6 protein-coding genes are annotated in these 4,511 nt (G+C 50.5%); all 6 read right to left on the bottom strand.

Going from position 1 to position 4,511, the window contains the following annotated elements:
• A partial coding sequence (locus tag PG722_RS13690) for a VapE domain-containing protein (protein ID WP_270580859.1) occupies positions 1 to 776 on the bottom strand: 776 nt, incomplete at its 3' end.
• Entirely contained in the window at positions 745 to 1,389 is a 645-nt protein-coding gene (locus tag PG722_RS13685) for a CHC2 zinc finger domain-containing protein (RefSeq protein ID WP_118572183.1), read from the bottom strand. The genes PG722_RS13685 and PG722_RS13690, both read right to left, overlap by 32 nt.
• 65 nt (positions 1,390 to 1,454) lie before the next feature.
• A complete protein-coding gene (mobQ, locus tag PG722_RS13680; RefSeq protein WP_270580858.1) occupies positions 1,455 to 3,035 on the bottom strand; it encodes a MobQ family relaxase in 1,581 nt (526 codons plus the stop codon).
• A 184-nt stretch (positions 3,036 to 3,219) separates the two neighbouring features.
• Positions 3,220 to 3,441, bottom strand: a complete 222-nt coding sequence (locus PG722_RS13675) for a DUF4318 domain-containing protein (RefSeq protein ID WP_002596507.1) — start codon at positions 3,439 to 3,441, stop codon at positions 3,220 to 3,222.
• 317 nt (positions 3,442 to 3,758) lie between these two features.
• Complete coding sequence (locus PG722_RS13670; protein ID WP_008703759.1) at positions 3,759 to 4,055, bottom strand: DUF3847 domain-containing protein; 297 nt, start codon at positions 4,053 to 4,055, stop codon at positions 3,759 to 3,761.
• On the bottom strand, positions 4,048 to 4,389 hold the full coding sequence (locus tag PG722_RS13665) for a DeoR family transcriptional regulator (RefSeq protein WP_270580857.1): 342 nt from the start codon (positions 4,387 to 4,389) through the stop codon (positions 4,048 to 4,050). Before PG722_RS13665 ends, PG722_RS13670 begins: the two co-directional genes overlap by 8 nt.
• Positions 4,390 to 4,511 lie beyond the last annotated feature (122 nt).

Here is a 4,511-nt window from a genome sequence, read left to right as displayed (position 1 = left end):
CCAAACACGCACTGACGGGGGCGGTCTGCCGGGTGGGTTTCATAGGGTATCTTGTAAACTTCTTTCTGCCGGCTTAAAAATGACTTGATTTCCTCAATGCTCTTGGCGTTGGCGGTTGCCATCATTTCCGACATTTCGATAATCCAGTGACCTTGCAGCTTGCGGTACACATTGTCATCGTCCAGCTTCCGCAAATCATCGGAGAACCACTCGTCCCGGACTGCCAGCAGACGGAAGAAGGTGGACTTGCCAGCCCCCTGACCGCCGACCAGACAGAGCATGATTTCAAACTTACACCCCGGCTGAAAGGCTCGTGAGATTGCACCCAGCAGGAACAGCTTCAACGCTTCATAGGTGTAATCGTCTGCGTCAGTCCCCAGAAAGTGCCGCAGACAGAAACGGATTCGTTCTGTCCCGTCCCACACAAGGGCACTTAGGTAGTCCCGGATGGGATGGTACTTGTTTTCATTCGCCACAATCCCGATGGCGTTATCAATCTTTTTCTCATTGGTAAGCCCGTAGGTTTCTTCCAGATAGAGAAGCAGATACTTCATGTCCGTATCGTTCAGGGCGGTGCTTTCTCTGTGGAAGCCGATGGGCTTTATGATGTCCTTGCGGTCGGTCAGGATGTTGTATGCGATAGCCCCGGAAAGCAGCGGGTCACGCTGGAATACGGTCAGGCAGTTCCGTATGCTCTGACGGACACCGCCTTTCTCGGTAGTTTCCAGTCCCGCCTTGATTTCCTCAACGCTCTGGGGCGGCTGCATGGCGTTCATGGTGTTTTTTGGTTCTTGCTGCGTCTGCGGCTGCAAGCTCTGCCATTCGCTGTTCAAGCTGTATCACATCCTTTCCGTAGTCCGTAATCAAAGCCGCTTTTTCCTCCGTTTCCCCAAAGAGCAGCACATCCAGCAGATATTCCACTTGGTCTTGCTTCTGTAAGGCTTCCACAAACCGGGGATGAAAGGCTTCCTCCGGGGAGTGCGGGGCGTAGTCCGTTCTCCATGCCATAAGCAAGTGAAGATAATCGGTAAGAATACGGAAGCAGCGGTTCTTTGCTTCCTGAAACTGTTCCTCCGGGGATTTCTGCCGGGGCTTGGGCTTTTTTGCCTTTCCCGGCGGTTTCCAGTCCTCATAGGAAAGCCCGAAGTCCTGTGCCAGTTGTACGGCGGCTTCTTTCTTTCCCAGCCCATACAGGGCGGCGGCAAAATCAATCACATCCCCATCCGCACCGCAGCCGAAGCAGTGGTAACGCCGATCCAGCTTCATGCTTGGGGTTTTATCGTTATGGAACGGGCAGCAAGCCATCCCGTTCCGACCTACATGGATTCCATAATGCTCCGCAGCCTGTCTGGTTGTGACGGACTGCTTCACAGCTTCAAATACATTCAAATCTATCCCTCCTTGAAAATAAGAAAAGCACCTGACATTCTCTGATTGAAAATGGCAAGTGCCTGTTAAAGTTCCATATCCTGTTGTCTGTGTTTCGCCTGTGCTGGGGCGGTTCTTTGAGCCTTTTTCTCGTCAGCCTTATCCTGCAAGACTTCCTTGATGGGCTGCTTCTTAGGCGGCTCTTTACTTTCCTCTGTGCCGGGTGTGGCTTTCCGTACCCAGTAGCGGATGTCCCGCAGCTTCTTCAAATCCTCCTGTACCTCGGTCATCGGTACTTTCAGCTCTGCGATTTCGCTGAGAAGTTTTTCCTGCTCCTCTTGCAGCTCCTTTTGGGTACTGTCCTTATCGTCCGGGTGCTTGGCAAGGTAGGCAGCGGCTTTCTCATACCGGGCAACCTCCGGGTGTTCCTGTTTGAATTTCTCCTTTGTTTTCTTGAAAAATATCTTCTGGTACTTCTCATAGAAAGGCTTACATTCCTTGCAGTCTGTTCGGCTGGCAAGAATCCCGTCAATCACTTTGCTGCGGGCTTCCTTTGGCTTCATCTGATTGCGGTAATCTGCGGCTGATTTCCCGGAAGATTCCAGAAATGCTTCTAAATCCTCCACAGTGGAAAGCCCCTTTTGCCGGAGATAGGACAGGGCTTCGCTGACTGCCTTTAAGTCCTGTGAAGTCCCCCGGTTCTGTCCAGCCCTTGTCCAGTCCTTCCGTTCTTCCTTTCGTATCTCCATATACCTCATCAGCAGATTGGGAAGAAGTGTCGCTTCCTCCGCCGCCTTTTGTGCAAGCAGTTCTTTCCGTTTTTCGCCCAGCTCGGTAATCCAGCCTTTGAGGTTTTGGATAAGCTGCCGGATGGACTTCATCAGACTGTTGGCGGCTCTGATTTCCCGGTTCAGGTTGCCGATATTCGTCTGGATTCCACGCTTTTCCATCTGCCGGACAGCAGCCCCCTCATGGACAGTAGGGATAATATCAAGCCCCTGTCTGGCATAGGAACGCAAGTCCACACGCTCCGGGCGGTCATTGGCTTCCAGATAGCGGTTCTGGATGACCTCCCATTCATGCCGCCAGATTTCACAATACTTCTGGTCGTTCCAGTCAACCGTATCCTCCTTATGGCTTTTCCACCTGCCGGACGGAAGTTTTATCCGTTCTCCGTTTTCATCAAGGTCATAAACCTTGCGGCTCTTGGGAAGCCATTTCCCATGTTCGTCCATTGCCCTCATAGTGAGTAAGACATGGGCGTGGGGATTGTGTCCCGGCGGGTGGGGGTCATGGATGGCAAAGTCAACAATCATCCCTTTGGAAACAAACTGCTGTTCACAAAACTCCCGGACAAGGACAGCATACTGGTCGGGCGGTATCTCTCTGGGGATGGTCAGCACCCACCGCCTTGCAAGCTGGGAGTTCCATTGTTTTTCCACCGCTTCGGCGGCGTTCCATAAAGTATTGCGGTCTGCATACTCCGGCGGGGCATTTGCCGGGAGCAGGATTTCATTGTGGACGATACCACGCTTTTCCGGGTAGTGCTTCACTTCCTGATCGTATTCACAGAACAGCTTTTCGCCGCTCTGGTAAGCAGCGGCGGCAACCGCAGACTGCTGTTGGCTTCGCTGCACAATAGAAATTTCGTTGTGTGGACAGGGCATTTCGAGTCCCTCCTTTCCTTGATTTATGGATGGGATGGCGTTTTACCACCTCATTTTGGGCAGAAAAAAAGCAGGCAACCTTTTTCAGATTTCCTGCTTGGTGTGCCGCTTTGTGGGCGGCGGATATTTAGTTGTAAAAGTTCGGGACAAGTTGACCCGATGTGTGTAGAATAACAAACTGGATTTATTTTTCTTTACATTTTATGCCGTAATTTCCCCTACTACCATTTTCGTAGCCCCTATATATTTCATATCTTTTTCCATTTATCTCCACTTCGTCATCGTTAATAAATGTATAAGACTTACCATTTTCTTCACAATACTTTGAAATTGCTTCCATAGTTTTTGCAAGAGTTGGGTAATTGGCACTATCCTCATAAGGAACCCAAAAAGCTTTTTTAAACATATAAAATACCTCCTTCTAATTTGTTAAGTAATCCACGAATTTTCAAAGCGTTATAAAATAATAATATCATACAGCTTCGCAAAAATCCACTTATAACTTCAAACTTGTCGGCTGGGAACAGCTTGCAACGCAAGGTGTCCCCAGATGGCAAGTCCACAAAAGGGTAGCTGGTGGTAGCCAGCGCAGGGGAAGCGTAGCGTCCCCTGTATGATTTGGAGCAGACCATGACTGCGGAAAATCACAGCCCTCCGGCGAGGAGCCTTCGGAGAACGCAATGCACCAACCTCTGGGTGGTGTATAATTGCGCCCTTAGTAAACTAAGGGGTTTCTGGCTTCTTCCGTTCCAGCAGTTTTTTCAATAATTCCTGCGTGTCCTGCCTGTGAAAAATGATTTTGAGCAACACCTTGACATCATCATCTGTCAGGCGTTCCGGCTCTTGCAGAAAACTTTCCAGCATACCGCCACGGATACAGAGCCGGTGCGTCCGTTCCTTTCGGGTAAGCTGCTTCAACTGGTGCTGCAACGCCTTTTCATCATTGATGGCTTTCCGCAGTTTCTTTTCGCTTTTTTCCAACTCCCGGTTGAGCTTTTCCAGCTTTGAGGTATCAGGCAAGGGCAGCGTTCTCCTTTCCCGGTATCAGCACATAAATCCAGTTTGGTTCTCCAATGCCCTGACGCACCCGCATGATAAGCCCGGCGGTTTCCAGTTCATTCAAAGAACGCTTGACCGTCATGGGGCTGCGGGACAGGACTGTAGCAATGGCTGTGACAGGGAAGCAGACAAACAGGATTCCATTTTCGTCCTCCTGCCCTTTGGACAGCATAGCGTCCAGCATCCGGCAGTACATGACCTTTGCGGTGCTGCTGACTGGAAATCCTGTCAACGCTCTGGGAAAGGGCATACAGGGCGGCAATGGTGTGTCTATCGTCATAAATTCAAAATTCATTCGGTGTGTTCCTCCTTTTTCTTTGCTCGTTTGGATAAATAACGGGGGCAGTCAATCACAACCGCCCGGAAGCTCTGCCTGCACCCGTGCTGGCATTTCCGGCATAATTCGTTGTAAGTGAC

Origin of the sequence: Butyricicoccus sp. OF27-2pH9A, assembly GCF_027693185.1 — a bacterium.
GTDB classification, from domain to species: domain Bacteria; phylum Bacillota; class Clostridia; order Oscillospirales; family Butyricicoccaceae; genus Agathobaculum; species Agathobaculum butyriciproducens.
This window is presented reverse-complemented; position numbering and strand designations above follow the sequence as displayed.